The organism is Paenarthrobacter sp. TE3676 (genome assembly GCF_056279165.1).
This window is the reverse complement of record NZ_JBWBQU010000005.1, coordinates 291,886-313,128: the sequence shown is the minus strand read 5'-3', so window position 1 is coordinate 313,128 and position 21,243 is coordinate 291,886. Positions and strand designations below refer to the sequence as shown.

General features: G+C 62.4%; 23 protein-coding genes. 12 read left to right on the top strand and 11 right to left on the bottom strand.

Annotation, left to right across the window (positions count from 1 at the left end; translation table 11 throughout):
- Positions 1 to 40 precede the first annotated feature (40 nt).
- From ACZ881_RS14255 to ACZ881_RS14245, 3 genes are all read left to right on the top strand, one after another.
- The gene (locus ACZ881_RS14255) at positions 41 to 2,275 is read left to right on the top strand and encodes an McrB family protein (RefSeq protein WP_476116388.1); all 2,235 of its coding nucleotides are present in this window, start codon (positions 41 to 43) and stop codon (positions 2,273 to 2,275) included.
- Positions 2,276 to 2,369: 94 nt separating this feature from the next.
- On the top strand, positions 2,370 to 3,578 hold the full coding sequence (locus ACZ881_RS14250; protein WP_476116386.1) for a 5-methylcytosine restriction system specificity protein McrC: 1,209 nt from the start codon (positions 2,370 to 2,372) through the stop codon (positions 3,576 to 3,578).
- 33 nt (positions 3,579 to 3,611) lie between these two features.
- The gene (locus ACZ881_RS14245; RefSeq protein ID WP_364308132.1) at positions 3,612 to 3,872 is read left to right on the top strand and encodes a PLD nuclease N-terminal domain-containing protein; all 261 of its coding nucleotides are present in this window, start codon (positions 3,612 to 3,614) and stop codon (positions 3,870 to 3,872) included.
- Positions 3,873 to 3,875: 3 nt separating this feature from the next.
- Here ACZ881_RS14245 and ACZ881_RS14240 read toward each other — a convergent pair whose 3' ends face one another.
- On the bottom strand, positions 3,876 to 5,546 hold the full coding sequence (locus ACZ881_RS14240) for a sensor histidine kinase (RefSeq protein ID WP_476116384.1): 1,671 nt from the start codon (positions 5,544 to 5,546) through the stop codon (positions 3,876 to 3,878).
- 99 nt (positions 5,547 to 5,645) lie between these two features.
- Between ACZ881_RS14240 and ACZ881_RS14235 the strand changes: the two genes are divergently transcribed.
- Positions 5,646 to 6,386 carry a response regulator transcription factor gene (locus tag ACZ881_RS14235; RefSeq protein ID WP_476116382.1) on the top strand — a complete coding sequence of 247 codons (741 nt, stop codon included), beginning with the start codon at positions 5,646 to 5,648 and terminating at the stop codon, positions 6,384 to 6,386.
- Between the two features lie 111 nt (positions 6,387 to 6,497).
- On the opposite strand, the gene ACZ881_RS14230 is transcribed toward ACZ881_RS14235, so the two are convergent.
- On the bottom strand, positions 6,498 to 6,878 hold the full coding sequence (locus ACZ881_RS14230; protein WP_476116380.1) for an Hpt domain-containing protein: 381 nt from the start codon (positions 6,876 to 6,878) through the stop codon (positions 6,498 to 6,500).
- 190 nt (positions 6,879 to 7,068) lie between these two features.
- Here ACZ881_RS14230 and ACZ881_RS14225 point away from each other — a divergent pair, with 190 nt between their 5' ends.
- Entirely contained in the window at positions 7,069 to 7,257 is a 189-nt protein-coding gene (locus ACZ881_RS14225; protein WP_476116378.1) for a hypothetical protein, read from the top strand.
- Here the strand turns inward: ACZ881_RS14225 and ACZ881_RS14220 are convergent.
- From ACZ881_RS14220 to bioB, 7 genes are all read right to left on the bottom strand, one after another.
- Positions 7,254 to 7,694, bottom strand: coding sequence for a very short patch repair endonuclease (locus ACZ881_RS14220; protein ID WP_476116377.1), 441 nt, complete (start codon positions 7,692 to 7,694; stop codon positions 7,254 to 7,256). The genes ACZ881_RS14225 and ACZ881_RS14220 overlap by 4 nt on opposite strands.
- A gap of 9 nt (positions 7,695 to 7,703) precedes the next feature.
- Complete coding sequence (locus tag ACZ881_RS14215) at positions 7,704 to 8,900, bottom strand: cytochrome P450 family protein (RefSeq protein WP_476116375.1); 1,197 nt, start codon at positions 8,898 to 8,900, stop codon at positions 7,704 to 7,706.
- Entirely contained in the window at positions 8,897 to 9,580 is a 684-nt protein-coding gene (bioD, locus tag ACZ881_RS14210) for a dethiobiotin synthase (RefSeq protein ID WP_476116373.1), read from the bottom strand. Before bioD ends, ACZ881_RS14215 begins: the two co-directional genes overlap by 4 nt.
- Complete coding sequence (locus tag ACZ881_RS14205) at positions 9,577 to 10,734, bottom strand: 8-amino-7-oxononanoate synthase (protein WP_476116497.1); 1,158 nt, start codon at positions 10,732 to 10,734, stop codon at positions 9,577 to 9,579. Before ACZ881_RS14205 ends, bioD begins: the two co-directional genes overlap by 4 nt.
- An 8-nt stretch (positions 10,735 to 10,742) precedes the next feature.
- The gene (gene bioA, locus ACZ881_RS14200) at positions 10,743 to 12,068 is read right to left on the bottom strand and encodes an adenosylmethionine--8-amino-7-oxononanoate transaminase (RefSeq protein ID WP_476116371.1); all 1,326 of its coding nucleotides are present in this window, start codon (positions 12,066 to 12,068) and stop codon (positions 10,743 to 10,745) included.
- The gene (bsaP, locus tag ACZ881_RS14195; protein ID WP_476116495.1) at positions 12,065 to 12,172 is read right to left on the bottom strand and encodes a biotin synthase auxiliary protein BsaP; all 108 of its coding nucleotides are present in this window, start codon (positions 12,170 to 12,172) and stop codon (positions 12,065 to 12,067) included. Before bsaP ends, bioA begins: the two co-directional genes overlap by 4 nt.
- A gap of 125 nt (positions 12,173 to 12,297) precedes the next feature.
- Positions 12,298 to 13,332 (bottom strand): biotin synthase BioB, encoded by a 1,035-nt coding sequence (bioB, locus tag ACZ881_RS14190; RefSeq protein WP_476116369.1) that lies wholly within the window; start codon positions 13,330 to 13,332, stop codon positions 12,298 to 12,300.
- A gap of 194 nt (positions 13,333 to 13,526) precedes the next feature.
- Between bioB and ACZ881_RS14185 the strand changes: the two genes are divergently transcribed.
- Positions 13,527 to 15,254 (top strand): purine-cytosine permease family protein, encoded by a 1,728-nt coding sequence (locus tag ACZ881_RS14185; RefSeq protein ID WP_476116367.1) that lies wholly within the window; start codon positions 13,527 to 13,529, stop codon positions 15,252 to 15,254.
- A gap of 160 nt (positions 15,255 to 15,414) precedes the next feature.
- Here the strand turns inward: ACZ881_RS14185 and ACZ881_RS14180 are convergent, their stop codons facing one another.
- The gene (locus ACZ881_RS14180) at positions 15,415 to 15,600 is read right to left on the bottom strand and encodes a CsbD family protein (RefSeq protein ID WP_026005342.1); all 186 of its coding nucleotides are present in this window, start codon (positions 15,598 to 15,600) and stop codon (positions 15,415 to 15,417) included.
- A 107-nt stretch (positions 15,601 to 15,707) separates the two neighbouring features.
- On the opposite strand from ACZ881_RS14180, the gene ACZ881_RS14175 reads away from it, so the two are divergent.
- Positions 15,708 to 16,688, top strand: coding sequence for an SDR family oxidoreductase (locus ACZ881_RS14175; RefSeq protein WP_476116365.1), 981 nt, complete (start codon positions 15,708 to 15,710; stop codon positions 16,686 to 16,688).
- A 26-nt stretch (positions 16,689 to 16,714) separates the two neighbouring features.
- Here the strand turns inward: ACZ881_RS14175 and ACZ881_RS14170 are convergent, their stop codons facing one another.
- Positions 16,715 to 17,890 (bottom strand): zinc-dependent alcohol dehydrogenase, encoded by a 1,176-nt coding sequence (locus tag ACZ881_RS14170; RefSeq protein WP_476116363.1) that lies wholly within the window; start codon positions 17,888 to 17,890, stop codon positions 16,715 to 16,717.
- A gap of 131 nt (positions 17,891 to 18,021) precedes the next feature.
- On the opposite strand from ACZ881_RS14170, the gene ACZ881_RS14165 reads away from it, so the two are divergent.
- The 5 genes from ACZ881_RS14165 to ACZ881_RS14145 all read left to right on the top strand — a co-directional run bounded on the left by ACZ881_RS14165 (position 18,022) and on the right by ACZ881_RS14145 (position 21,221).
- Positions 18,022 to 18,225 carry a hypothetical protein gene (locus ACZ881_RS14165; protein ID WP_364308145.1) on the top strand — a complete coding sequence of 68 codons (204 nt, stop codon included), beginning with the start codon at positions 18,022 to 18,024 and terminating at the stop codon, positions 18,223 to 18,225.
- Positions 18,226 to 18,315: 90 nt separating this feature from the next.
- A complete protein-coding gene (locus tag ACZ881_RS14160; protein WP_476116493.1) occupies positions 18,316 to 18,738 on the top strand; it encodes a hypothetical protein in 423 nt (140 codons plus the stop codon).
- A gap of 110 nt (positions 18,739 to 18,848) precedes the next feature.
- Positions 18,849 to 19,379: a hypothetical protein gene (locus tag ACZ881_RS14155; protein ID WP_476116360.1), complete on the top strand. Its 531-nt coding sequence runs from the start codon at positions 18,849 to 18,851 to the stop codon at positions 19,377 to 19,379.
- 35 nt (positions 19,380 to 19,414) lie between these two features.
- Positions 19,415 to 20,029, top strand: a complete 615-nt coding sequence (locus tag ACZ881_RS14150) for an SIS domain-containing protein (RefSeq protein WP_476116358.1) — start codon at positions 19,415 to 19,417, stop codon at positions 20,027 to 20,029.
- 121 nt (positions 20,030 to 20,150) lie between these two features.
- The gene (locus ACZ881_RS14145; protein ID WP_476116356.1) at positions 20,151 to 21,221 is read left to right on the top strand and encodes an alkene reductase; all 1,071 of its coding nucleotides are present in this window, start codon (positions 20,151 to 20,153) and stop codon (positions 21,219 to 21,221) included.
- Positions 21,222 to 21,243 lie beyond the last annotated feature (22 nt).

Below are 21,243 nucleotides of genomic sequence, written 5' to 3'. Positions count from 1 at the left end.
ATATCCAGATGCTTGGATAAGCCAAACAAGGTAAGTTGGCATGGTGATTCCCTCCGTAAAAACTGCCATTGACCGTGCCCCCGGAGTCTCCAAGGAGATCGAGGACGCAGCCTGGTATGTGCTCGGTCCGGCGCTTCACGGGAGACCTTCCGCACTGGACGGCAGGACGTTGACGTGGACCGCGGATGGTGCGGGCGCGCTTCTCGAAAGGCTCGAACGCGGGGTCGGGGACTCAAAAGCTCCCATGATGACCAACCTGCGGCAGAACCTGGAAGGCGCGTCCCGGGAGGCCAAACTGCTTGCCGTGGAACTGCTGTTCCTGCAATCCCTGCCGCTCGCGCACGAGGTCAAGTCTCTCAGGGTGAAGAGGGCACGCGTCGCCGAAGCGGCGTCATGGGTTGAGCCGCCCATCGAGCTGCCGGAAGAACTCTATGAGGGGATGACGGACCACGGTGTTATCCGCGACCGTACTGCCGAGTTCAACTGGACCATTTGGGATCACTTGAAGTGGCTGTGCCGTTTCGTGGCCCACGTGGACAGCCAAAGTACGGCCACCATCAACCAAGCGCTTGCGGACCCGTTGAAGTTCCACGAACTAGCCGCAGCGACGCCCGAAGATCAGCCCGCCCTTCGCCGCAGCATCGAGTACCTGGTGTGGCCGAGCTACTTTGAGCCCGTGGTGGCCGATGTTGAACGCCGGGAGATCCGGGACGCCTTCGCTTCACTCGTCGGCGGTGCCAAAGGTGACACGGACGAGGACATCACCGCGGACATTCACCGCATACGCCTCCACTTGGACGAGCAAGCCGGGCAGCGCATCGACTGGTATTCCCGCCAACTGGTGAGTCAGTGGCGCAAGGTGGGGGATCCGGGCCGTCGTTCCTGGCTCCTGCGCACCCATCACGACAACGGTGACCTCTTGGCCAGCTGGGTTGCCGAGGAAAAGGCCACTCTGGACGTGGAGCACCTGCGTACCCTCACGGCGGGCGTTACGGCTGGCGTGGTCCAGCATGCCGTGGACGAGGATTACAAGCACCTGGGCTACGTGGAACGCGAAGACACCAAGACGGCTGTTTTCGCCTTCCTGACGGTCATGAAGCCGGGCGACCTCACGCTGTACCAGCATGCCGGCCGAGTGCGCGTTGGTGTGGTTCTTGGTGAACCTGAACACCACGAGGACAATCGCCGCATCCGCCGCAAGGTCCGCTGGTTCGAGGACAGTTACGCCATCCCCGAGCTGCCTCGCCATGCCCAGCGGCAACTGTCCACGCCGGGCATCATTGTGGACGTCACCAGGGTCATCCAAGCCCTGCAGGAACTACTCCCTGTGGAGGCCGAAACCGATGGTGAGGACGAAGCTCCGCCCACCACCGTCGTCGAGGTTGTCCAGCAAGGTTTCCGGCCCCTGACGGAAGAGTTCGCGGCGTCCCTGCACATGGACCTCGAGCCGCTCAAGGAGATCGCGGAACTGCTCGAAGAGAACCGCCAACTGGTCCTCTACGGTCCTCCGGGAACCGGTAAGACCTACTTGGCCAAGCACCTCGCCGCCGAGCTGGCCGGTGACCACACCGACGAACGCGTGAAGCTGGTGCAGTTCCACCCCTCGTATGCCTACGAGGACTTCTTCGAGGGCTACCGGCCGGACAAAACCGACGATGGCCAGGTGTCCTTCAAACTGGTCGCCGGGCCGTTGAGGCGACTGGCGGAGGAAGCTGCCAAGGCCGAGAATGCGCACAAACCGTACTTCCTGATCATCGATGAAATGAACCGCGCCAACCTGGCCAAAGTCTTCGGTGAGCTCTACTTCCTCCTGGAGTATCGGGACGATCGCATTTACCTGCAGTACAGCCCCAACGAGCCCTTCAGCCTGCCGGACAACCTCTACATCATCGGCACCATGAACACTGCGGACCGCTCCATCGCCATGATGGATGCCGCCATCCGCCGTCGTTTCGCGTTCATCGAGCTGCATCCCAATGAGGAGCCGATCCGCGGCACCCTGCGTCGCTTCCTCGACGCCCGCGGGCTGGACACCCTCAACGCGGACCTGCTGGACGCGCTCAATGACGCGATCGACGATTGGGACCGGGACCTGATGATCGGGCCGTCGTACTTCATGAAGAATGCGGCGCAGAACCCCACGGGACTCCGTCGTATCTGGAAGTACGAGCTCATGCCGTTGCTGGAGGAGCATTACCACGGGCAGCTGAACCGCGCGCAGCTGGAGGAACGCTTCGGCCTGGACCAGTTGCTGGGACGTCTTGCAGCCCGCTAAAGCCATCCCGCCCAGGCCGGGCCGGGCGCCCGCTTCTGCCGGCAGGGCGCCTGCCTCTGCCGGGCGGGTCATCTCCGGGCCGCGGCATATCGTCATGGACGAGCTCTCCCGTGGGGTGGTGGACAAACTCGATCCCGATTCGGCTGCGTTCATCAACACCAGCGGCCTGGCCAAAGCGTCGCCCATGGGCATGGGACTTTACAGGATTGAGCCCGTTGGCAAGGTGGGTTCAGTCCGGACCGCCTCAGTGCAGCTGGAGGTCCGTCCCAAGGACCGGCTTGGCCTCAGCCGGCTTCTTTTCCTGCTCAGTTACGCCGGGGACCAAGGCTTCCGCGACCATTCCGTGGAGGCCGTGGAGCACCCGGATTTGTGGAGCGCGCTGGCCGAATCGCTCGCCCAGCTGGCAGATAGAGCCCTGAGCCGTGGCGTCCTGCAGGGCTATCTGACCGTGGAAGAGTCCCTGCGCACCGTTAAGGGCCGCATCCGTATCTCGGACCAGATCTCCCGACGCCCGGGGATGACGGTTCCTCTGGAGGTCTCCTACGACGAATTCACGGAGGACATCGCGGAGAACCGCATCCTCCGTGCTGCCTTGGAACGCATGGGAAAGGTTCCAGGGGTGCGGCCGGATGTCTTGAGCCGCTTGCGGCAACTCAAGGGAAAGCTCGACGCAGTTACCCGGCTTCAGTCCGGAGCGCCGCTCCCGCCGTGGCGCGCCAGCAGGATGAACCTCAGGTATCACGCCGTTCTGCGTCTGTCCGAGGTAATTCTTCGGAACGCTTCCGCCGAGGCGGGCGAGGGCAAGCAACAAACCGCGTCCTTCGTGGTGGACATGGGCCAGGTGTTCGAAGAATTCGTGGGTACTGCCCTGAGGTCCGCCATGAGCGCCCACCCGGGGGAGATGCGCCTCCAGTACGGTGCCCTGCTCAATGAAGCCGTCAGGGACACCGATCGCCTGACGGTACGTCCCGACGCCGTCCACTTCCTGGGTGGCCGCCCCGTGGTGGTCTATGACTCCAAATACCAAGCAGCCTCCGACGCCGGTGCCTCCCTGAGCGCAGACCACTACCAGTTGCTGGCGTACTGCACTGCCCTCAGGGTCCCCACCGCTTGGCTCGTCTACGCGGGGGCGGGGGAAATGAAACTCCGCCGTATCCTCAACACGGACATCGACATCGTGGAGTACCCACTCGACCTGTCCCTGCCGCCGTCGGAAATCCTGGCCGCCGTAGCCGACCTGGCCGAACAATCATGGGGCGAAGTAGTACGCCAAGCTGTGGCGGGCCGGTCGGCGTCGGACTAGCCTGATGACTAACTCTTCAGGGATGGAGGCATCATGGCCCGCAAGAAATCGTGGCGCGATATGACCAAAGGCCAACGGATCATGTTGTTGGTTAGCGGAGCGGTGAATATGGCCCTTTTGGGTGCTGCGCAGCGAAGCATCGGCAAGACCCCGGACGATCAGATCCGCGGCAAGAAGGCCATCTGGCGGGCGGTCTCCTTCATCAACTTCTTCGGGCCTGTCAGCTACTTCCTCTTCGGCCGCCGTCGGGATGCAGAGCATGCAGGGAAGGGCGCAGCGGCAGTAAAGCACTGACGGTCAGGAGGGCATCTTCACCGTAAAAGTGGTGCCCTGGCCGGGGACACTCTCCAGTGTGATGGTCCCGCCGTGGGCTTCAACGATGGCTTTGCTGATGGGCAACCCCAGTCCGACACCGGGGATGGCACTCTTGCGTACCGTGCCGGCGCGGAAGAACTTGGTGAAAGCCTCAGCCTGCTCCTGTTCGTTCATGCCCATCCCGGTGTCAGTGACCCGGCAGAAAACAAAGTCCTGCTCCTCCCAGGCAGCTACTTCCACATCCCCGCCGTCGGGGGAGTACTTGATTGCGTTGGACACCAGATTGTCAAGCACCTGCGCAATCCGTGATGAGTCAACGTGGGCTTCCAGCGCATCCGGGAGGTCCATCGACAGTCGGATTCCGGCCTTGGCCGCGCGCGGTTCTGCTGAGGTGACGCTGCCACGCACCAACTCCACCACGTCCACTGAGTGCGGCTGTATGACGATCTGGCCCGAGCGCACGGCCAGCAGGTCCGAGACGAGCGTCAGTAGCCGCTCTGCATTGCGCCTGACAATGTCGAGTTGTTTGCGGGCTCGGGCATCGAGGGCGTCCGGCTCGTCCAGGATGAGCTCGACGTAGCCAAGGATGGACGTCAACGGGGTACGGAATTCGTGGGAGACATTAGCAACGAAGTCGTCCTTGGCGGCCAACGCGTTCACCAGGTCCGTGACGTCGCTGAACACCACCACGGAACCGGCGAATTTCCCGGCGTCGTCCACCATGGGGCGTGCACTCGCGGTGAAGGCCCGTTGTTCCTTTCCGGAGCCCAACCACACCAACTGGTCCGTGAACCTTTCACCCAAGACAGCACGACGCACCGGTCGCCGGTCCGCAGCCAGCGGCGTTGTCCTGTCCGTGTCGAAGATCAGCAACTGGGATTCGTTGGGGTCGTCGTTGTTTGGGGGAGTTGCCAGGGCATGTGTTTGGCGTTGGCGGCGGTTCATGAGGATGTCGTGCCCATCGCCATCCACAGCTACTACGCCAAGAGGCAGCGCTTCCATGACGGTGTTGAGGAGCCGTTCCTGTTTGGTACTGACGCTCAGCGCTTCCTTGAGTGCCTCGTCCTTCTCTTCCAAAGCGCGCTGCTGGCGGACCATGCTCAGCGTCAGGACGCTGACGGAAACTCCGATGCCCAGCATGAGGATAGGGAACAGGAGCGGCTTGGTGAAGTCCTGTTCGCTGAGGGTTCCGCGCACGAACAGGGGAACCCAGACAATCCCCAACGGTCCCAGGAAGGACATGACAATGGCGAGCTTCGGGTACAACCCTGAAGCGCACAGCCAGATGACCGGGAGTACCACCAGGACACTGAGGCCGGTGATGGATTCCACCGCGCCTTCCCGGGCGAAACCGATGGAAACCATGTCCAGGATGGGGATGGTGAGGAAGCTGGCGAAAGGGAGCCGGTGCCACGGCACAATGATGCACAGCGCCAGCAGGAGTGCCTGGCTCAGCAGGAAAATGAGGAACAGCGGATTCTCAAGTGTGGCGGGGAAATACAGCCAAACCAGGATGGCTGAAATACAGACACACACAGACAATGGCAGTTGGCTGAGGACAACGCGCATACGCAGGGTATGTTCGTGGAAAGAGCGCCTGAAAACCAACAATTTCTTCTTGTCACCAATATCCCAAGTTGAAGGGTGGGTCATGGCACATCCACCAGAGATGCGGAAGAAAGTCGGTTCATGAGATCAGCCTAACCATAATGGATATACTTCTGAGGTTATCGAAGGGGCTGAGGGGCAGCGATGAGTGAAGCACGTGTGGGGCTGGTCATTGAAGATGACCAGGATATCCGCGAGTTGGTACGCGTAGTTCTATCCCAGGCGGGATTTGATGTACATGTCGCGTCCACGGGATCCGCAGGTGTGACATCGGCCCGCGAGCTGAATCCGGACGTTATTACGTTGGATCTCGGCCTGCCCGATATTGATGGTTTTGAGGTAGCTCGCCAGATCCGGAAATCCTCGGACGCCTACATCATTATGTTGACGGCACGCGCCGAAGAGCTGGACACCCTCATGGGTTTGGAAGCTGGCGGCGACGACTACCTCACCAAGCCTTTCCGTCCCCGGGAATTGCGCGCCCGTGTTGAAGCGATGATGCGACGCCCCCGCGCGTCGTCGGAATCCAAGAGCATGCCGGAAGAAACGGATCCCGAAGTGAGCCACAACGGGCTGGCAGTTTCTGCCGGTTCCCGCACCGCAGTCCTGAACGGCAAAGAGCTCAAGCTGACCCGCACGGAGTTCGACCTCCTGCTCGCATTGCTGGAGACCGGACGGATAGTGCGGACCAAGGCAGACCTCGCGCGTCGCCTACGCAATGAGCCATACGACGTCGGCAGTTACGTCAGTGACGCAGACGAGCGCGCCGTTGAGGTACATATGGGAAACCTGCGCAAGAAACTTGGAGACAGCATCCAGGCACCACGTTGGCTTGAGACCGTCCGCGGGGTTGGCTACCGGCTGGCTCCCTCAAGCAACAACTAAACCAGCCCAACTGGGTCGCAGTTAAGCGCGTTATGAGCGCTCATAACGCGCACTACTGCGACCTACTTGGGTTAGCCGACGCGCAGAGGCTCACCAGATAACGTGAAGATCTTACGAGAGTGGGGTTTCCAGCTCCCGGATCGTTGCTGAGACGAAGTGCTCGATTTCGTTGACCAGCGCGCGGAGCTCGTCCAGGTGGGCTGGGCCGGGCAGGAGCCTGATGCTGATTTCCAGCTCCGTGGCCAACCGACTCATGCAGATTGCCCCCACCATGTGGCTGGATGTCTTCAGGCTAAGGACGGCATCCATGGCGTCTTCGATGTCGAGCTTTTCCAAGGCATGATGAAGCCGCTCGACACGCCACGGCAGCAGCTCTGCGTAGTTACGGATGAAGGTGCTGATGATGGCTTGGTCGCCGCCAAGCTCAGCTTGGAGTTCGGTGAGGACGATGGGATCCACCAGGGCGTCGGTGCATTCTTCATACTCAGACACCAAACCCCTCCCGCCTCCAAACAATAGATTCACGATTCAACAGTAGGACGCGTGGAACTTGCGAAGCGCCAATTAGCCAAAGATTGATCCAATCTTGAGCGGACTCAGAGCCACTCTTGATCCCGGCCCCACAAAGTAGTGAAAAGCAGATCTGGGTGTTTCCAGGCTGTATCAGGGGAACGGGAACAACATGGAAAGTGGTGCTCGCACGTCACCGGGCCTCATGCTCATCATCGTGGTCTGCATGACTGTCCTGCTGGGCATTGGTGGATCGGCTGCCTTCGCACTGTGGCAGCAGAACTCCCAAACGGCTGTCACAGATCGATCCTCGGAGTCCGCTCCGACCACCACCACCGCGCCCACCACAACTGCGCGTTAGTCCGCCGCTGATTCCAGAAATTCCGTGAGCCGCTCCTCGAGCATGGATCTGTCCCTCAGCTGGCACTCCCAGACCGTGAGCACCCTCCAGCCGGCAGCTTCCAGCTGTTCCCGCTGCAGCGCGTCCCTTTCGCGGGTTCGTGTTCTCTTGGCTTCCCAGAACTCCGCGTTTGCTGCGGGGGCGTGCTGCCCTGCCTTGCAATCATGGAAATGCCAGAAACAGCCATTGACGAAAATGACCTTGCGCCGGCCCGCGAACACAAGGTCTGGGTGGCCCGGTAGTTTCGCCGTTCCGGCCTTTCCGTGGAGGCGGTACCGGTAGCCTTTCGCGTGCAGGAGCCGCCGGACCAGCAACTCAGGTTTCGTGTTCTTCCCACGGATTTTGGACATGTTGCGGCTGCGCTGCTCCCGCGTTAAAAGGTCCCGGCTCTCGCCCATGCATCAAGCCTACCCAGGCTCCACCACCACTGTTCGAGGGGCTTGGAAAGACAGCAACCGGATCCAGTCCGGGTTTGAATCCTGCAGCCGGACCCCCTTGATGGCCGCTGCTGTTTCATGAACGACGACGGCGGCCTCCAGCTCTGCGAGTTTGGCGCCGAGGCAGCGGTGGATCCCGGAGCCAAACGCCAAGCCGTAGGGTGTCGGTCCCGGGCGGTCGGTCCCGGAATGGTCAGCGTCTGCCGCCTCGGCGGCCGCCGTTTCGCCCCAGGGGAACCCGTGGTTGCCGGTCAATTCCAGCAGCAGCTCCTCACCGGCCGCGATGGCTCGTCCGTCCAAATAGGTATCCTGGATTGCCACACGCCGCCATGTGGGAACGGATGACTCGGTTGCGAGGACGTGCCGGACCAGGTCGCGTGCCTTCAAGGCCGTTGCTGCCTCACTCCACGAGATGCCCCGGGAGCCCTCGGCCAGCCGGAACAGCGTGGTGCTGATGAGTTGGGTAGTGGTCTCTTGCCCCGCGATCAGGAGGAAGTAGCCCAGGGAGCAGATCTCCGGTGTGCTCAGACCGTGGCCGGCCAGCGCGTTGAAGAGGTTGGGTTGCGGTAACGCGCCTGATTCCGCCGACGCCACGAACTCCACAACCAGTTCCCTCAACCAGCGGTAGAAATCTGCGGCGCTGTGTGCCAATTCGAGTTGCCGGTCAGCATCCGGCCAACCCCAGAACAGCTCCAGGGAGTCCAGGCTCCAGGCCTTCAACGCCGGGAGGTCACGCACGGGCAGCCCCAACATCTCCAGCATGATGACAGCCGGGGGATTTGCGGCGACGGCCTGCACCAGGTCCACACTTCCCCCAGAGGCCAGACGCTGCGCGGCCCGGGCTGCCGATTCCCGGGCCAAGCCCCGAATACGTGGCTCCATTGCCGCCACTCTTGCCGGGGTGAAGAATCCCGCCACCACTTTTCGAATCCCGGCATGGGTCTGGGTATCGTTGCTCGCAAGGATCGGCGGCAGCGCAAACCGGGCCTTCTGCAATATGCGCAGCGCCTGTCCGCTCAAGGGAGTTACCGCCAGCAGGGCATTGGCCGGGCTGAAGTCCTGGGGTCTGTGCAGCACTTCCCTCACAGTGTCGGGGTTCCGCAATACCCGGTAAGGACAGCGGCCGGTTTCGGGAAGGCCCGCTTCGGCAGGCATCGCCGCGCTCATACCGGCAACCCTTCAAGCCATTCGCCTGCATGAGAGCGGAAATCGGTCGGATCCAGTCCGGAGGCACCGGCAGGAACCGCACCCAGGAACGGAACGGGCCAACTCCGCAGAGTCGCCCGGTTGCTGAGCTCCACCGCACCCGGCCTTGCCGGCCAGCTCCCGAGGACCACCCCCACCACCGGCAGGGTCCGGGAATCCAACGCCTCCAGGGTCAGCGCCGTATGGTTCAACGTGCCCAACGCCGGCCTGGCCACCACGGCAAATCCAGCCATGCCTCCAAGGTGCGTGCCGAGATCAGCCAGCGTGCCGCCGTCGTGGTCCAACTCCACCAGCAACCCGCCGGCGCCTTCCACCAGCACGTGGTCGTGGCGGGCGGTCAGCTCACGAATCCGATTGGCATGGGCGGCGAGCGACGGCAATGTGACCTCGTCCAGTGCCGCGGCAGGGACGGGTGCCATAGGTTCTTCGAGAACGACGCCGGCTTCCGACGTCACAGGATCGGCCAACCGTGCTACCTCGGCACAGTCTGAATCACCCAGCGCATTTCCGCTCTGGCACGGCTTGTAAACGGCAACCGTCCGGCCGCGGGCATGAAGTGCGGCGGTGATGGCAGCCGACGTGATGGTCTTGCCGACGCCGGTATCGGTACCGGTGACCAGGATGACAGGAGGCAGTCTCATGATGTTCTCTCCAGGATGCTGCGCAACGTTGCGCAGGCTTGCTCGATGTCCGCCGATGTGAGGGTGGCGCGCGCCGTCAGGCGAAGGCGGGACACCCCATCCGGGACGGACGGTGGACGGAAGCAACCCACACGGACACCGGCCTCATGTGCGGCTCGGGCTGCTGCAAGGGCGGCCTCGGCGGACGCCATGGTAATGGACTGGACTGCTCCGAGGGAATGGTCGACGGCGGTACCGGGCGTTCCCTGCGCAGCTTGCAGTCCGGTAGCCAGTGCGGCTGCATTGCGATGGACAGCCGTGGCACGCCACGGCTCGGCCTTGATGACGCCAACGGCCGCGAGCGCGGCAGCCGCCGCAGGGGGAGCCAATGCGGTGTCGAAGACGAAGCTCCTGGCCCGGTTGACCAGGTGCTCCCTGAGCAACAGTGAGCCAAGGACAGCCCCGCCTTGGCTGCCGAGTGCCTTGGAAAGAGTGGCGGTGACGATGACGTTGGGATGGCCGGCCAACCTGGTTCCTGCGATGGCCCCCCACCCTGTGTTGGATCCCGAGCCCGAGACACCCAGGCTATGGGCTTCGTCAACCAGCAGCATGGCGTCATGTCCTTCCGCCAACGCCAGGAGTTCCGACAGCGGTGCCGCATCTCCGCCCACGCTATAGATGGACTCCACGGCGATGAGCGCACGTGGCTGCGTGCGGTTGGCCAGCTTGTCCGCCGCATCCTGCACACTGTTGTGCTTGAAATTCCGCACCTCGGAGCGGCTCAACCTGAAGCCGTCGATCAGCGAGGCGTGGCATTGCTCGTCGGCCACGATCAACGTTCGCGGACCGCCGAGGGCCGTGGTGACTCCAAGGTTCGCCAGGTAGCCGGAGGAAAAGACCAACGCTGCGTCCATTCCCGTCAGTTGCGCGAGGGCGTGCTCCAACTCCACGTGCAGCTCGGTTGTACCCGCCACCAACCGGGATGATGTGGCGCCCGTGCCCCACTTCGCGATGGCTTCCCGTGCAGCCTCGGCGAGCCTGGCATCCGTGGCCAAGCCGAGATAGTCGTTGCTGGCAAGATCAACCATCCGGTCGTTCGCCACGCGCACCAACGGACTCCTCACCAGGCCCCGGCGCTCGCGGACCCGGGCCTGCTCCTCCAGCCACTGGGTCATGGTGATACTCACGCAGTCACCCTTTGCTTGGAGGTTTCTTCCACTGCAGCCACCATCGCAGAGGCCATCACGCCCACGTCGGTGTCGGAACTGATGTACGGCGGCATTGCGTAGACGAGGTTTCTGAAGGGGCGGACCCATACGCCGTGGTCGACGGCGGTACGTGTCACCGCGGCGACGTCCACGGCGTCCGTTAACTCAATGACTCCCACTGCACCGAAGGTGCGGACGTCAGCAACGGCGTCGAGCTTCAACGCAGGAGCCAGCCCCGTTGTGAGACCGGCACCAACGCGTGCTACGTCCGCACGCCAAGCCCCCGTTGCAAGGATGCCGAGGCTTGCGTTGGCCGCGGCGCACGCCAAAGGGTTGGCCATGAAGGTGGGCCCGTGCAGGAGTGCCCCGGCCTCGCCGGAGGAAACCGTGCGGGCTACCTCGCCCGTACATAGCGTCGCAGCGAGGGTGAGGTAGCCGCCGGTGAGCGCCTTACCAACACACAGAATGTCGGGGACAACGCCGGAGTGCTGCGCGGCAAAGAGTTCACCGGTTCGCCGGAAGCCCGTGGCGATCTCGTCCAGGATCAGCAACAATCCGTGGTGGTCCGCGATATCGCGCAGGATCCGCACGCACTCGGCCGGGTAGATGAACATGCCGCCGGCGCCTTGCAACATTGGCTCCACGATGATTGCCGCGAGCTCGTTGGAATGCTGCCTGGCCAGCTCTTCCACTTCTGCCCGCCATTCTGCGATGGCTGCTGTGGTGACTGTTGCAGCGGCAGGCGGGCGCGGTGCAAACACGTTGCGCGCCAGCAGCCCGGGGAAGGACGAATGCATGCCGTCCACAGGATCGCAGACGCCCATGGCCGCGAACGTGTCCCCGTGGTAACCGCCCCGAATGGTCAGGAAACGCTGCCGTTTGGGCCGGCCGCCCGCCGTTTGGAATTGCACAGCCATCTTGAGGGCGACCTCCACGGAGATGGAACCGGAATCAGCCAGGAACACGCGCTCCAAACGGCGGCACGGCTCAGCCGGTGCCATGGCCAGCAGGCTTTCCGCGAGCTCAACAGCAGGTTGATGCGTCAGCCCGCCGAACATCACGTGGCTGAAGCTGCTGAGTTGACGTCGGATGGCGGCGTCCATGACAGGGTTCCGGTAGCCGTGGATCACCGACCACCACGACGACATCGCATCCAGCACCTCATGCGTCCGCCCCTGCTCGTCGCGCAGCCGCAGCGCCACGCCGTCGGCCGCTTCCACTTCCCACAGCGGCAACGTGGCCGAGGCCGGCGCGTACGGGTGCCACAACGTAGCCCGGTCCCGCCCGATCAGCGAGCTCATGACGCCAACCTTCCGTGCCGGGAACAGTCAGCGGTCCACCCCAAAGGCGTGACCTGCACTTTCATGCGGCGGCGGCACTGCGGGCAAAAGCGCGGCGGCTCCATCGCCAGGCGCTGCCGGCAGCTGCGGTGGGCGTCCGACGTCGGGCCGTCACCGCCGCCGTTGCCGTCACCGCCGCCGTTGCCGTCACCGCCGCAGTGCCCGCAAAACTGCTGTGAGACTGCGGTGGTCACAGCGACTTCTGGAATTCCTTGATGGGCATGTTGAGCTCCACCAGGAGGTTGAGGTCGGCGTTTGCCGGCCGGCCCAGAGTAGTGAGGTAGTTGCCCACAATGACGGCGTTTATGCCACCGAGCAGGCCCTCGCGGGTGCCGAGGTCGCCGAGGGTGAGTTCACGCCCGCCGGCATAACGCAGTACCGTGCGCGGCAAGGCGAGCCGGAATGCGGCGATGGCACGGAGGGCGTCTTTGCCGTCCATGATGCCTTGGTTCTCCAGCGGTGTGCCGGGGCGGGGGTTGAGGAAGTTAAGGGGGACTTCGTGGGGTTCGAGGGCAGCGAGTTGGGCTGCAAGTTCAGCCCGCTGCGCCACAGATTCGCCCATTCCGATCAGCGCACCGCAGCACAGTTCCATCCCGGCAGCCTTCACCATGGCGCAGGTTTCCAGGCGTTCCTCGTAGCTGTGAGTGGTCACGACTTCAGGGAAGAAGCTGCGGGCCGTTTCAAGGTTGTGGTTGTAGCGGTGGACACCCCACTCGGCCAACTGGTCCACTTGGCGTTGCGTGAGCATGCCCAGGGAGCAGGCGATGTTGATGTCCACTTCCTCCCTGATGCGGTCGATCGCGAACTTGATCTGGTTCATGAGCTTGATGTCGGGGCCGCGGACTGCGGCGACGATGCAGAACTCGGTGGCACCCGTTGCCGCGGTTTCCTTCGCGGCCTTGACCAACTCCGGGATATCCAGCCACACACCGCGGACGGGGGAGTCGAACAAGCCGGATTGGCTACAGAAATGGCAGTCCTCGGGGCAGCCGCCGGTTTTGATGGAGATGATCCCTTCCACTTCCACGTCCTCGCCGCAGTGCTTGAGGCGAACCTCATGGGCGAGTTGCAGGGCCGCGGGGATGGCCTCGTCCGGCAGCTCGAGGATTTCTTTGAGTTGAGACTCGTTCAGGCCTTCGCCGCGTTCGAGGACCTGCTCGCGGGCGGTGTCCAGGATGGCGTAGGTGCCGGCTTCATGGGCTTCTTCTGTTGCTTGGGTGGTCATGTCCTTGACGGTATCCGCGCTGGTTGATGGCGATTTTGTGGAGTGCGTACAAACCCTGGTGCTTGATTTTGGTGGTGGGTGCGCGGGGCGGCTGATGCAGAAGTTACAGCTGTGAAACATGGACGTGACTGAATTGACGCGCTGCGTGACTAGCGTCGGGGGCGAGGCAAAGTCCCCGACGAAAGCGACCACGCATGAGCGACGATAAGACGAGTACCGCAACACTGGAGCCGACGACGGCGGCCGGAACCGCCGTCGGAACCGGTACTTCAGGTGTCCCGACGGCAGGCAACGCCGACGCGATGAGTGCCGCGAAGGAGAGCCTGGAGGACTATACGCTCCGGTTCGCCCCGCGTTCCTACCGGAAATGGAGTGCCGGGGTTGTGGCAACGAGTGCGCTGGGTGGCATTGCGTACTTGGCCGACTTCTCGATCGGCGCGAATATCGGCATTGCCTACGGAACCGTGAACGCGATCTTCGGCATCATCGTGGCCGCGGTCATCATCTTCGCTACGGGTTTCCCACTGGCCTACTATGCCGCGCGGTACAACATCGATCTGGACCTGATCACCCGCGGCTCAGGATTTGGCTATTACGGCTCGGTGGTCACCAACATCATCTTCGCCACCTTCACGTTCATCTTCTTCGCCCTTGAAGGCTCCATCATGGCCCAAGGCCTGCAGCTGGGTCTGGGCATCCCGCAGTGGATCGGTTATGCGGTGTCCACCATCATCATCATTCCGCTCGTGATTTACGGCATGAAGACCTTGGCTACCTTGCAAGTGTGGACTACGCCCCTGTGGCTGCTGCTCATGGTGGTTCCGGTGGGCTACCTGCTCCTGTCCCACCCCGAAAGCATTGATGCCTTCTTCGCGTTCACCGGTGCTTCCGGCGAGAGCGGCCCCAACCTGGCTTCGGTGATGCTGGCCGCTGGTGTCTGCCTGTCCCTGATGGCGCAAATCGCTGAGCAAATCGACTACCTTCGCTTCATGCCGCCCAAGACGGCCGCAAACAAGGGCGCTTGGTGGCGCGCGGTGATCCTTGCCGGACCGGGTTGGGTCATCTTCGGCGCCATCAAGCAGATCATTGGATTGTTCATCGCGATCTACCTCATCGCCAAGCTTGACCCCGCGGCAGCCGCTTCCGCGAATGAGCCTGTCCACCAGTTCCTTGGTGTTTACGAAGAAATGATGCCGGCGTGGCTCGCCATGACCCTGGCCGTGGTGCTGGTGGTCATTTCGCAGATCAAGATCAACGTCACCAACGCCTACTCGGGCTCACTGGCGTGGACTAACTCCTTCACGCGCATCACCAAGACCTACCCGGGCCGCATGGTGTTCGTAGTGGTCAACCTGGTCATCGCACTGATCCTGATGGAGTCGAATATGTTCGAGTTCCTCAACACGATCCTGGGTTTCTACGCCAACTGCGCCATGGCATGGGTTGTCACGGTGGCCTCCGATATCGCCATCAACAAGTACCTGCTGAAGATCTCGCCCAAGGTTCCGGAGTTCCGCCGCGGGATGCTCTACGCTGTGAATCCCGTGGGTTTTGTGTCCATGCTTGTCTCCGCGGCGGTGTCCATCGCAGTGTTCTTTGGGGCGTTCGGTGCAGCTGTCCAGCCGTTCTCGCCCATCTTCGCTGTTGGCCTGGCCTTGGTGCTGCCGCCGGTGCTGGCTTTGCTGACCAAGGGCCGTTACTACCTTCGCAGGACCGACGACGGAATCGACCTCCCGATGTTCGATGCCGACGGAAACCCCAGCGACGCCAAGCTGCTTTGCCACGTCACCGGCCTTGAGTTCGAACGCCCGGACATGCTCCGCTCAGCCCAGGACGGGCCCGACGGCGAACCCCAGTACATCTCGTCCCTCGCCTTGTCCACGGATAAGTCGGGCGAGCTGGTGCTGCCGGCGCAAAAGTAGCCCCGCCTGACCCAACTAAGTAACAGCAAACGTCCCATTGAGCGCTCAAACCGACATGTGCTGTTACCTAGTTGGGTGCACGCAGAACGCCCCGGCTTCCTTTGGGTGGCCGGGGCGTTCTGCTGCGTGTTTCGTTCTATGTGTGTTTCTTGCTGAGGGCTTACTTGTCGAAAGCGTCCTTCGCGGTGTCCTTCACGTTCTCGCCCGCCTGCTTGGTCTTGGCAGCCGCCTGGTCAGCGACACCTTCGGCCTGCAGTTTCTCGTTATTGGTGGCGTCACCCAAGGCTTCCTTCGCCTTGCCGGTGACTTCCTGTGCCTTGTTGCTGATCTTGTCTCCGAGTCCCATGGGCCCTCCTTCGATGTAATCCAACACTGACGATTGCTACGCTAACGAGCGATTCTGGGTACTTCCTGAACGCGTCCCCAGGATGATAAGCATGCTTACACTGGAGCATGGCTGAGGAGACCCGCGACGAAAACACGGAGCAGACCGACCTTGACGAGGACATCGCCATGGCATTGGTGAACCACGTCATCAGCACCCCGGACGACTCCGGGGAAACGGATCCAAGGACGAAGTATCCGTCGGAAGAATTCGAGCCGCAGACCCAGGACTATCCGGGGTGGACCGAAGCCATGGACCCGCGGCCGGATCACGGCGAGCAAAGCTACGTAGGGCATCACCGCATGATGGGCATGCGGACGTTGATCACCGGTGGTGACAGCGGAATCGGCAGGGCGGTGGCCATTGCCTACGCCCGCGAAGGTGCGGATGTCGCCTTCACGTACCTGCCTGAAGAAGAACGGGACGCAGAGCAAACCGTCCAGCTCATAGAGGATGCGGGCAGCAGGGCCTTGGCCTTGCCCGGCGACCTGCAAGACGAAGAATTTTGCCAGGAAGTCATTGCCCAGACCGTGGCTGAGTTCGATGGGCTCAACGTCTTGGTGAACAACGCTGGCTTCCAGATGACCACGAGTGAGGGCATCGAGGACCTCAACAGCGAACAGTTTGATCGGACCTTCAAGACCAACGTCTATGCACTTTTTTGGCTCACCAAAGCCGCCTTGCCGCACATGAAGCCTGGCGCCGCAATCATCAACACTTCCTCGATTCAGGGCTACCACCCAAGTCCGTCGCTGATTGACTACGCTGCCACCAAGGCAGCGATCAACAGCATGACCTTCTCTCTGGCAGAGTCGCTCGGACCCAAGGGGATCCGGGTCAACGCTGTGGCTCCGGGTCCCGTGTGGACACCCTTGCAGCCACCCACCCAGCCGGCGGAAACGATCCAAAGGTTCGGCCAGGACACCCCGCTGGGTAGGGCGGGGCAGCCTGCCGAACTGGCCGCCACCTACGTTCTTTTGGCAACGGAAGAATCCAGCTACATTTCCGGATCAGTCATCGGTGTGACCGGCGGAAAGCACCTGGCCTAGGCTGCGGGTTGAGAGGCAGGCCATGATCAGGGCTTGAGCACTACTTTGATGCAGCCGTCCTGCTTCTTCTGGAACTTCTCGTACAGGGCGGGGGCGTCATCCAGTCCTCCCGTGTGGGTGACCAGATGCATGACCCCCAGCGGATCGGCGTCGTCCTCTACCAAGGGGAGCAGATCGTCGGTCCAGCTGCGCACATTGCATTGGCCCATGCGGAGCTGGATTTGCTTGTCGAACATGGTCATGAGCGGCATGGGATCGGCTTGGCCGCCGTAGACGCCGCTTAAGGAAACCGTCCCACCGCGTCGCACCAGGTCCACGGCTGTGTGGAGCGCCGCAAGCCGGTCAACGCTCATGGTTTCCATGGCCACCTGTGCAGGTTTGTCCGGCAACAACGAGACGGCCCGGTGAAGGAAGGATGCCACGGGGGATCCGTGAGCTTCCATGCCCACAGCGTCCACCACGGAGTCGGGGCCGCGGCCGAGTGTCTGCTCGCGGATCTCGTCGGCCACGTGGGAGCTGTAGTCCATGGTCTCTATGCCATGAGTCTCCGCCATTGCTCGACGTTCGGGAACGGGATCCACGCCGATCACCCGGAAGCCCTTGTGGGCCCCGATCCTTGCGACGAACTGGCCCACCGGGCCCAGCCCGAGCACGGCAAGCGTGCCACCGGCCGGCACATTCGCGTACTCCACTGCCTGCCATGCTGTGGGCAGGATGTCTGAGAGAAACAAGTAGCGCTCGTCCGGTGCGTCCGAGTCGACTTTGACGGGTCCGTAATCAGCGAAGGGAACGCGCAGGTATTGTGCTTGCCCACCGGGGACGGAGCCATACAGTTCCGAATAGCCGAAAAGTGCCGCCCCTGATCCCTTTGCTGTCACTTGTGTGGTTTCGCATTGCGATTGAAGGCCTTGGTTGCACATGTAGCAATGACCGCAGGAGATGTTGAACGGCACCACCACGCGGTCGCCCTTTTTGAGCCGGTGGACTCCGGAGCCTACTTCTTCCACGATTCCCATGGGCTCGTGCCCGATGACATCGCCCTTGTGCATGTACGGGCCCAGCACTTCGTAAAGGTGAAGGTCCGAGCCGCAAATGGCCGTGGACGTGATCCGGACGATCGCGTCCGTGGGTTCCTGGATGGCGGGATCGGGTACGTCTTCGACCCTGACGGAGCGCCGGCCTTGCCATGTCACTGCTTTCACGATTGATTCTCCCTGCGTTTCGGCTGGGTGGGTCCCTCGCTGCTGGAGACCCTCCCAGCGAAGCAGAGATGGTAGAGGTGCACAAGGCTGCCAGCCTCGACACCGCCAAGGGGCAGGCTTAGATTGAGGCTATGAGCGAAGAACCGAGCGAAGCTGAACAGACGCCCTCCAGAGCCTCGGAACCCGAGGTGCCTGCCGCCGTCGAGAATGACAACGATGCCGCGGGCACGGGTGACTTCACCACCGGGCTGGACCCAACCTTCATCCCGGACGAAAGTGCTGAGACGCCGGAAGAGAAGCGCGCCAGGGAGCATCCGGAAGCCACCGGAAGCTGAAACTAGTAAGTAGCCTGACTATGAGTGTTAAGATTGTTGGAGGGAGAGTTTTCGGGCAGAGCTGACCGAGGAGTGATCGCATTGTCCATCATGAAGAATCCGCTGGTTCCCGGAGACGCGTCGCCTCCCCAGGCGGAAGCGCTCAGTTGCACCAAGTGCCGGTCCAGCGATCGCCTGAACCTGGAAACCATCGAATCAATCGAGCCGCACGCGGGTGAATTGATGGTCTGGGTTTCGTACACTTGCCTGGCCTGCGAGGCTTCACATGCCCACAGGGCGGCGTTCCGTGACGTTGCCACGGTTCTCAATCGCAACGGAAGCGTGTCCGGGTTGCTCCAATTCGGCGGGATGTACTTTCACTGCGGCGAGCCCATGGCCTTCGCCCAATCGTCGGCGCGGAGCGTATACGCCCCCATGACAACCGAGGACGTGGATGATGGCCTGCTGGATGTCTACCTGAAGACCCGCGTTATTCAATGCCGGTGTGGCTTCAGGATGGAGCTGCCGGCCTGAGAGTCCGGAATCGTTTCGAGGTGGCCCTATTGGGGTACACCTGAGGTACCAACCACAGCGTGGGCCACGAGCGGCGCCCACAGAAGCCGCTCACCAGGGAGGTAATCCACATGGATACAGGACAACTGGTACTTATTATCGTGCTGGCCGTCATCGTCATAGCCGCTGTGATTGTGGCTGTTGTTGTTGGGCGCCGCAAAAAGGCCGAGGTCAACCGCCACCGTGCCGAGGAGCTGCGTGAGAAGGCGGCTGAAGAAGCCATCGGTGCACACCAGGCGAAAGCCGAGTCAGCACAGGCCGAGGCCGCCGCGCTGCAGGCCGAAGTGGAGGCGAATCGACTCCGTAAGGACGCGGAACGCCACGCCGAGAAAGCCAACGAAGCCCACGGGCGCGTCGAGGAACACCTTCGCCATGCCGACAAACTTGACCCGAATGCGAATCCGGACCGGTCAAATGCTGCCGACAGGAGCAGAGATGGGGACATGGACCGCGATCGTCCGGCGGACGCAGATCGCTCACGCGAAGTAGACCGCTCGCAGGACGCGGACCGCGATCGCTCCCATGTCGCCGAAGGAGAGCGTCTCACCCGGGACCGCAGCGGGCGCGAGGGCTCAACACGCGATGGTGACAGGAACCTATAGTTTCAACGGAGAAGCGGAGGCAGGAAGTGAGTATCGTGGTGAGGCGAACAGGTCAGGCGATGCGGGCCACTGAGACGAATGCCCACAGGCATGCAGTTGACGTGGTATTGGGGCACTTGGGCGAAATCGGGCCGGCTGTGGCAGCCCTGCGCCGCGAATCCTCGAGGCTTGCAGAGTGGGGCGAAGAACTGGCCCGTGTCAGGTTGCGTGGTGGGAGTGTTTTCGCGGCAGGAAGCGACGGATCCTCACACGAAGCGCAGAGGTTCACGTCAGAATTGAACGCCCACGATCCTGTGAGCGGGTCTGGGTTCAAAGCCATCTCCATCACCAAGGGCGCGGCCGGTTCCAACGGCTCTTCCGGAAGCATGGGCGACCAGGTTTCCAAACAGGTTCGCCGGGGTGACATCGTGGTCTTGCTCGCCGCGAAAGGTATCACCGACGAACTCCGGGAAGCTGCCGCCGCCGCTAAGTCGCGGGGTGCGCGTGTGTGGGCGCTGACTGGCAAGGAGTCCAAGGACCTGGCCCAGTCGGTGAATGAAGCCATTTGCATCGACACCGATCCGCCACATGCCGAGGAAGCACACCTCGTGGCGGTGCTGGCGCTTTGCGAGTGCTTCGAGGACGCCCTCAAGCACATCAAGCCGGAGTGATACGGGACGCTGGAGGAGGCCCGCGAGTAGCATCCAGTGTGATGTCCGGCTCATCAGGAATAGTTGCAGACGCCATGCAGTTGCGCAGGATGAACCTGTTTCATTCTGAAAGGAACCGCGCATGCTGTTTTCCCCACTGGCCCTCGGCGAACTTGAACTTTCCAACCGACTGGTGATGGCCCCTTTGACCCGGCTCCGCGCGGGTCAGAACGGCGTGCCAGGTTCATTGATCGCCGAACATTACCGCCAGCGGGCCTCCCTCGGCCTGATCGTCAGCGAAGGAACGTACCCGACGCCTGCAGGCCAGTCGTACCCGGGACAGCCGGGCCTCGTAACAGAGGAGCAAATCGCTGGCTGGAAGAAGGCCACCGACGCTGTTCACGCTGAGGGCGGCCGCATCTTCGCGCAGATCATGCACGGTGGCCGGGTCTCGCACGCAGACATCACCGGCGGACACGAGATCGTTGGCCCCAGCGCTGTCGCGATTGACGGCGAGGTCCGCACCCCCAACGGTAAGCAGCCCTACCCGGTACCGCGTGAACTCCGCACCGACGAACTCCCGGGAGTCATCCAGGAGATCGTCACCGCCTCCAAGAACGCGATTGAGGCAGGTTTCGACGGCGTAGAGCTCCACTCCGCCAACGGTTACCTCCTGCACGAATTCCTGGCCCCGAATTCCAACGTCCGTACTGACAGCTACGGCGGCTCGCCGGAAAACCGTGCGCGCTTCGTCATCGAGACCGTCAACGCAGTGGTGGAGGCGCTCGGCGCCAACCGCGTAGGGATCCGCATCTCCCCGGAGCACAACGTCCAGGGCATTGCCGAAATTGATCCCGCCGACGTCCGCGCAACCTACGAGGTTTTGGTGGAAACCATCGCTCCACTGAACCTGGCCTACCTGAGCATCCTCCACCACGATCCCAAGAGCGACCTGGTGCAGGACCTCCGCGAGCGTTTCAACGGCACGTTCCTGGTGAACACCGGCTTCAGCGAAATCACTACCCGCGATGAAGCATTCGCGATCATCGAAGACGGCCTCGCCGACGCCGTGGTGGTTGGTCGCCCTGCCATCGCCAACCCGGATCTCGCCCGCCGCTGGCGTGAAAGCCTGCCGCTCAACGAGCCGGATGCTTCCACCTTCTACGCCGACGGCGCCGAGGGCTACACCGACTACCCGTTCTACGCGAACTAAAGCTGTACAAACTCCGACGTCG

What these genes read in the sequence shown, in the direction of transcription:
- ACZ881_RS14155 (WP_476116360.1), top strand. Translation starts at nt 18,849, where the DNA reads ATGGATACAGGACAACTGGTACTTATTATCGTGCTGGCCGTCATCGTC.
- bioA (WP_476116371.1), bottom strand. Translation starts at nt 12,068, where the DNA reads ATGAGCTCGCTGATCGGGCGGGACCGGGCTACGTTGTGGCACCCGTAC.
- ACZ881_RS14180 (WP_026005342.1), bottom strand. Translation starts at nt 15,600, where the DNA reads ATGGGACTCGGAGACAAGATCAGCAACAAGGCACAGGAAGTCACCGGC.
- bioB (WP_476116369.1), bottom strand. Translation starts at nt 13,332, where the DNA reads ATGACCACCCAAGCAACAGAAGAAGCCCATGAAGCCGGCACCTACGCC.
- ACZ881_RS14225 (WP_476116378.1), top strand. Translation starts at nt 7,069, where the DNA reads ATGGAAAGTGGTGCTCGCACGTCACCGGGCCTCATGCTCATCATCGTG.
- ACZ881_RS14175 (WP_476116365.1), top strand. Translation starts at nt 15,708, where the DNA reads ATGGCTGAGGAGACCCGCGACGAAAACACGGAGCAGACCGACCTTGAC.
- ACZ881_RS14220 (WP_476116377.1), bottom strand. Translation starts at nt 7,694, where the DNA reads ATGGGCGAGAGCCGGGACCTTTTAACGCGGGAGCAGCGCAGCCGCAAC.
- ACZ881_RS14215 (WP_476116375.1), bottom strand. Translation starts at nt 8,900, where the DNA reads ATGAGCGCGGCGATGCCTGCCGAAGCGGGCCTTCCCGAAACCGGCCGC.
- bsaP (WP_476116495.1), bottom strand. Translation starts at nt 12,172, where the DNA reads ATGGAGCCGCCGCGCTTTTGCCCGCAGTGCCGCCGCCGCATGAAAGTG.
- ACZ881_RS14185 (WP_476116367.1), top strand. Translation starts at nt 13,527, where the DNA reads ATGAGCGACGATAAGACGAGTACCGCAACACTGGAGCCGACGACGGCG.
- bioD (WP_476116373.1), bottom strand. Translation starts at nt 9,580, where the DNA reads ATGAGACTGCCTCCTGTCATCCTGGTCACCGGTACCGATACCGGCGTC.
- ACZ881_RS14255 (WP_476116388.1), top strand. Translation starts at nt 41, where the DNA reads ATGGTGATTCCCTCCGTAAAAACTGCCATTGACCGTGCCCCCGGAGTC.
- ACZ881_RS14250 (WP_476116386.1), top strand. Translation starts at nt 2,370, where the DNA reads ATGGACGAGCTCTCCCGTGGGGTGGTGGACAAACTCGATCCCGATTCG.
- ACZ881_RS14235 (WP_476116382.1), top strand. Translation starts at nt 5,646, where the DNA reads ATGAGTGAAGCACGTGTGGGGCTGGTCATTGAAGATGACCAGGATATC.
- ACZ881_RS14165 (WP_364308145.1), top strand. Translation starts at nt 18,022, where the DNA reads ATGAGCGAAGAACCGAGCGAAGCTGAACAGACGCCCTCCAGAGCCTCG.
- ACZ881_RS14145 (WP_476116356.1), top strand. Translation starts at nt 20,151, where the DNA reads ATGCTGTTTTCCCCACTGGCCCTCGGCGAACTTGAACTTTCCAACCGA.
- ACZ881_RS14205 (WP_476116497.1), bottom strand. Translation starts at nt 10,734, where the DNA reads ATGACCCAGTGGCTGGAGGAGCAGGCCCGGGTCCGCGAGCGCCGGGGC.
- ACZ881_RS14160 (WP_476116493.1), top strand. Translation starts at nt 18,316, where the DNA reads ATGAAGAATCCGCTGGTTCCCGGAGACGCGTCGCCTCCCCAGGCGGAA.
- ACZ881_RS14240 (WP_476116384.1), bottom strand. Translation starts at nt 5,546, where the DNA reads ATGACCCACCCTTCAACTTGGGATATTGGTGACAAGAAGAAATTGTTG.
- ACZ881_RS14245 (WP_364308132.1), top strand. Translation starts at nt 3,612, where the DNA reads ATGGCCCGCAAGAAATCGTGGCGCGATATGACCAAAGGCCAACGGATC.